Origin of the sequence: Xanthomonas maliensis (genome assembly GCF_009192945.1) — a bacterium.
Lineage (GTDB): Bacteria > Pseudomonadota > Gammaproteobacteria > Xanthomonadales > Xanthomonadaceae > Xanthomonas > Xanthomonas maliensis.
Genome location: NZ_NSET01000071.1, coordinates 37920 through 44019 on the forward strand (window position 1 = coordinate 37920; position 6100 = coordinate 44019).

Below are 6100 nucleotides of genomic sequence, written 5' to 3' on the forward strand. Positions count from 1 at the left end.
CGATGGGGCAGCGGCACGGACCAGGCCCGATTCCACTGCACAAAGCGCATCGCCTGGCTGTCCTAAGCCGGTGGATCCAACCGCGCTGGCTCCAACCGCGGCACCAGCCGATGCACCACCAGCAACGCTATCAAATACGCTGAGCTCGCCATCAGGAACACCGGCACATAACTGCCGGTTGCCTGCAGCAGAAAGCCGATGAAGGTCGCGATCAGCATGCCACCCACCGCGCCGGCGAATCCGCCGATACCGACGACCGTGGCGACCATCGGACGCGGGAACATGTCCGATGGCAGGGTGAACAGATTGGCCGACCATCCTTGATGCGCTGCGGTCGCCAGGCCAATCAGCGCCACGGCCAACCACAGGTTGTCTGCCCGCGCGGCGAAGACGATCGGCACCACCGCCAACGCGCACAGCAGCATGGCGCTCTTGCGTGCGCGATTGACGCTCCAACCTCGGGCAATGAAGCGCCCGGCGATCCAGCCACCGGCGATGCTGCCGACATCGGCCAACACGAAGATCACGATCAATGGCGCCCCCAGCTGCAACAGGCTCAGCCCGTACTGCGCATGCAGGAACTTGGGCAGCCAGAACAGGAAGAACCACCAGATCGGGTCGGTGATGAATTTGCCCAGCACGAAGGCCCAGGCCTGGCGATGGCGCAGCACCTGCAGCCAGGACAGTCGCTGTACCGGTTCGGGCGGATCGCTGCGAATATGCGCCAGCTCGGCGGCCGAGATGCCGGGCTGCCGTTCCGGCGGGTGGTAGCCGAACCACCACACCGCCAGCCAGCACGCGCTGAGCACGCCGGTGAACAGGAAGGCCGCCTGCCAGCCCAACGTTGTCGCGATCACAGGCACCAGCAGCGGCGCGACGATGGCACCGATGTTGGAGCCGGAGTTGAAGATGCCGGTGGCCAGGGCGCGCTCGCGACGCGGAAACCATTCGGCCACGGTCTTGATCGCGGCAGGGAAGTTGCCCGATTCGCCCAGCCCCAGAAAGAACCGCGCCACCGCAAAGCCCACCACGCCGGTGGCCAGCGCGTGCCCCATTGCCGCCACGCTCCAGATGCCGATCGCCAGCGCATAGCCGATCCGCGTGCCGAAGCGATCGATGATCGCCCCGCTGCACAGCAATCCCAGCGCGTACGCCGCCTGGAACGCGGTGACGATGTAGCCGTACTGAATTTCGTTCCAGCCGATCTGCGCTTGCAGAAACGGCGCCAGCACCCCGAGCACCTGGCGGTCGATGTAATTGATCGTGGTCGCCGCCAGCAGCAGCGCACAGATGCGCCAGCGCATGCGACCCAGCGGCTGCACGCGCGTGGCCGTCTCCGCCTGCTGGTCGGGGCGCTCAATCGACGCCATCGGACCGTTCCCGGCTGGGCGATACCTCACGGGGCATATCTGTGTGGCCGATACGCTGCCCTGACGGGCATGCTGAGCGCCGGCCGTGACGGCCATCCTCGCGTCGATTCATCGCCACTCCACCTGCGCTGGATGATCCGGGGCTTCCGGTGATAGCGCTACCATTAACACGCATGCGCCAGGATGCCAACGCGCAGTGCAACAACCTGCATTGGCAACCGGTACGCCGCGCACCGATCCATTCCCCAGCATGGCGCCACCGCTGATGCCATGCTGCCCTGCAGCGTGCCGTGACGGATTTGGTAGCGCTACCATCGGGCGGCAGTGTTCAACAGGCGATTCTGGCGTCACCGTCCGCGCCCCACGCGCGAGTGCCGCACCGCCTGCACAGGGGTTGCACGCAAGCCACTCGCTCACCTGATAGGAAGGGATTACGGTGAAGAACAGCTACGCAAGAACGTCGTTGTCGTGTGCGCTGGGATCGGTACTGTTGAGCATGGCCGGTGGCGCGTGGGCGCAGTCCGCCGACCCTGCGCCGGCCGGCGGCACGCCGCAGTCGCCGCCGACCAGCAGCGATGCAGTGACCCAGCTCGATACCGTGACCGTCTCCGGCTATCGTCGCAGCATCCAGTACTCCACCGATGCCAAGCGCGACTCGGTGACCTTCAGCGACACCGTGTTCGCCGAAGACATCGGCAAGTTCCCGGACATGAATATCGCCGAGTCGCTCAACCGCATCCCCGGCGTGCAGTTGGCGCGCGACGTCAACGGCGAAGGCCTCAACATCGCCATCCGCGGGTTGGGCACCAGCTTCACCAAGACCACGCTCAATGGCTCCAGCATCGCCACCGCCTCGATCGGCCTGAACGCGCAGAACCAGAATCGTGAGGTCGACCTCAACCTGTTTCCCACCGAGTTCTTTACCCAGCTCACCGTCAGCAAGACGCCCACCGCGAGCATGCTCGAGGGCGGGGTCTCCGGCGTGGTGGACATGCGTAGCGCCCGCCCGTTCGACCGCCCGGGCGTGCATCTGACCTACCAGGCGCAGGCCGACTGGAACAGCACCAGCGAAAAGACCACGCCGCGCGGTGCGGTGATGGGCAGTTGGACCAACGAGGCCGGCACCTTCGGCGCGCTGTTTGGGGTTGCCTCGGTGCGCAGCAAACTGGGCGTCAAGGGCTTCGAAAGCGTCGGCTGGACCAATCCGGGTCTGACCTACACCCAGTGCGGCCTGACCCCGCCCGCGGGCACGCCAGCCACCAACCAGCCGGCTGCGTGCAACATCAACGGCGGCGGCAACTGGCGTATTCCCGATACCGTGCCGACCACCGCCGGTGCCGGCCTCACTGCCGGGCAGACCATCGACGCCGCCTGGCTGCTGTCGCGCAATCCGGGCCTGAGCATCGACCAGATCAGCGATGCGCTGATCCCGCGCCTGGGCCGCACCGTCTACATGAGCGGCGATCGCGATCGCGATGCCTCGGTGATGTCGCTGGAATGGCGCCCCAGCGACAGCATGCACTTCTATCTGGACACCTTGTTTTCCGAAGCCAAACGCACGACCGAGCGGATCAGCATGAATCTGGTCGGCCGCAACGGCAACATGATTCCGCTCGGCATGCAGCTGGACCAGAACAACGTGGTCACCAGCGCGACCTTCACCAATGCGCAGTTCTTCCTGGAAGCACGCCCGTATCGCGAGAACGTCAAGTTCTGGAGCATCAATCCCGGCGCCGAGCTGCTGTTCGGCCAGGCGCAGGACATCAAGCTCAATGTGCAGGCCAATGCCACCCGCAGCTGGTTGGCGCGCGAGTCGCCCAGCATCCTGGTCACGTCCCCGTTCACCACGGTCGACTACCGCAATCAGGGCGGCGATCGCCCTGTCATCAGCAGTCCGCTGGATTTGAACGACCCCAACCTGGGCTGGGGCTGGACCGGCGGGCGCGTCAACATCCAGAACGAGAAGCGCGAAACCGAAACGCAGGGCGCGCGCGCCGACCTGCAATTCGGCGAGGATCGACGCAACATCAAGATCGGCGTCGCCTACGACGAAGCCCAGCGCACCATCCGCGGTTTCGACAACAGCGCGGCCTGGGAGCAGGTGGTCTGCCGCGGCAATGGCGGCAACGTCTGCGACGGCGGACCTGGTTCGGCCATTCCGCAGGCGGTACTGGCCAGCTATCTGCGCCCCGGTCCAGATGGCTTCATCACTGCCGACTTCGGCCGCTTCCTGCGCGACACCAACTACTATCCGCTGCGCGACGCCGCTCCGGAAAGTAATTCCGCCAACACCGGCGCCTCCACCGGTGGCATCCGCGAAAAGAACTACGGTTTCTACATCGAGACCAACGCCGAAGCGGAGGTCTGGCACCGCACCCTGCGCTTCAACGCCGGCGTGCGCTACGTGACCACCGACCAGACCATCAGCGGCCCGGTCACCATCAACGGCAATCGTCAGCTGCAGGTGCTGGATTCGGACTACAAGGAGATCCTGCCCTCGTTCAACATGGCCTGGGATGTGGCCAACAGCGTGGTGCTGCGCTTGTCCGGCTCGCGCACGCTGACCCGCCCCGACCCGAGCGCGATGCTGCCCAACACCAACTTCAGCGATCCCTCCGCGCAGACCGCCACCCAGGGCAATCCGAACCTCAAGCCCTACCTGTCCACCAACGTGGACTTCGGCGGCGAGTGGTACACCGGCGGTGAAGGCTTCGTCGGTCTGACGCTGTTCAACAAGCGCATCACTGGCTTCACCGTCAACGGCGTACGCCGCATTCCCTTCACCGCATTGGGCGTGCCCTACGACAACCTGGCGGCGATCCAGCAAGCCGGCCTGCAGCAACGCGGCGGTCCGGACGTGGCCACGGTCGATGTGCAGACCCAGGTCAATGCCGATGGCGTGCTCAATATCCGCGGCACCGAGGCGATCTGGGTGCAGCCACTGGACCGTCTGGTCGATGGACTGGGTTTCAGCCTGAACTACACCCACGTCAGCCAGGACTCGGAGGGCGAAGGCGTGCCGGCAGTGGCGGTCGGCGTGGCGCCGAACCTGTGGAACGGCACCGTGTACTGGGAGAAGGGTCCAGCGTCAGTGCGTCTGTCCTACACCTGGAACGACGACATGGTGATCTCCGGCGCCAACCAGAACGGCATTCCGTATGCGCGCCTCAACGCCGATGCACGCGGCCAGCTCGATCTGTCGGCCAGCTATGCGCTGGACTGGCTGCCGTCCAAGCCGCAGCTCACGCTCAACGTCACCAACATCACCGACGAGCCGTTGCGGACCACCTACGCCTGGCCCAATGCGACCTACGATCTCTACCAACCCGGGCGCACGATCATGCTTGGCATCCGGGGTACCTTCTAGGTGCTGCGCTCACCGGCCATCGACGCCACCACGTCGGCTCCGACCACGGCACAGCGCGCGCCGCGGCGTTTTCCGCGCCCCTCGACTCCCTCGCCTGCCGCCATGAACGAGCGTTCCCTCCCGTTGTCCCTGCGCGAAAAGATCGGCTACAGCCTGGGTGACCTGGCTGCCAATCTGATCTTCCAGACCCTGGTCACGTTCCTGGCGTTCTTCTACACCGACGTGTTCCGTATCCCCGCCGGGGTGGCGGCGACCTTGATCTTCGTCGTCGGCCTGCTGGGCGCCTTCGTGTTCACCCCGGTGATCGGCATCCTGGCCGACCGCACGCGCACCCGCTGGGGCAAGTTCCGTCCGTGGATCCTGTGGACGGCGCTGCCGTTCGGTGCATTGTCGCTGGCCGCCTTCAATACACCGGCGTTGGGCGAGCAGGGAAAGATCGCCTATGCGTTCGCCACCTACACGCTGCTGATGCTGGTGTACGTCGCCAACAACCTGCCCTACTCGGCGTTGAGCGGCGTGCTGACCGGCAGCATGGAGCAACGCAATAGCCTATCGGCGTATCGCTTCCTGGCGGTGACCTTGGCCCAGTTCGTCATCCAGGTCTTGTTGCTGCCATTGGTGCTGATCCTGGGCAACGGCGACAAGGCACAGGGCTTTCGCAACACCATGGCGCTGTTTGCCGGCATCGGCACGCTGTGCTTTCTGATCACCTTCCTGACCACCCGCGAGCGCGTGCTGCCGATCAGCGAGCAGCGCAGCAGCGTGCGCCAGGACCTGACCGACCTGGTGCGCAACCGCCCTTGGCTGGTGATGCTGGCGCTGACCATCCTGGTGTTCGTCAATCTCGCCCTGAAGGGCGGGATGTACATCTACTACTTCAAGTACTACCTGGATGCGGGCGCACTGGCGCACTTCCTTGAGACCACCGGTTTCAATGGCCTGATCGCCGGCAGCAATCGGCTGCTGACCGGTGCCGGCATTGGCGCCCTGCAGTGGCCGCAGGATGCACCGACCTCGGCCTTCAGCGTCTTCAGTGCCGGTGGCATTCTCGCCATGATCGTCGGCATCGGGTTCTCCAAGCGGCTAGCCGACCGCTACGGCAAGCGCAATGTGTTCGGTAGCGCCTTGCTGGTGTCCACGCTGTTCCTGCTGGCGTTCTATGTCTATCCGCCCACGGCGATCGGCTGGGTGTTCGCCTCCTACGTCCTGCACGGCTTCTTCTACGGCATCACGATTCCCCTGCTGTGGGCGATGATCGCCGACGTGGCCGATTACTCGGAATGGAAGAACCATCGGCGTGCCACCGCCATCATCTTCTCGGCGATGCTGTGTGGGCTGAAGATCGGCCTGAGCGTCGGTGGCG

General features: G+C 65.1%; 3 protein-coding genes. 2 read left to right on the plus strand and 1 reads right to left on the minus strand.

Annotated elements, in window-relative coordinates; translation table 11 throughout:
* Positions 1-62: 62 nt before the first annotated feature.
* Positions 63-1370 carry an MFS transporter gene (locus CKY51_RS20275; RefSeq protein ID WP_022971428.1) on the minus strand — a complete coding sequence of 436 codons (1308 nt, stop codon included), beginning with the start codon at positions 1368-1370 and terminating at the stop codon, positions 63-65.
* Positions 1371-1806: 436 nt separating this feature from the next.
* Here CKY51_RS20275 and CKY51_RS20280 point away from each other — a divergent pair, with 436 nt between their 5' ends.
* On the plus strand, positions 1807-4737 hold the full coding sequence (locus CKY51_RS20280; protein ID WP_031338967.1) for a TonB-dependent receptor: 2931 nt from the start codon (positions 1807-1809) through the stop codon (positions 4735-4737).
* A 102-nt stretch (positions 4738-4839) separates the two neighbouring features.
* Positions 4840-6100 (plus strand): MFS transporter (locus CKY51_RS20285; RefSeq protein WP_152249785.1); only part of this gene is annotated, 1261 nt, incomplete at its 3' end.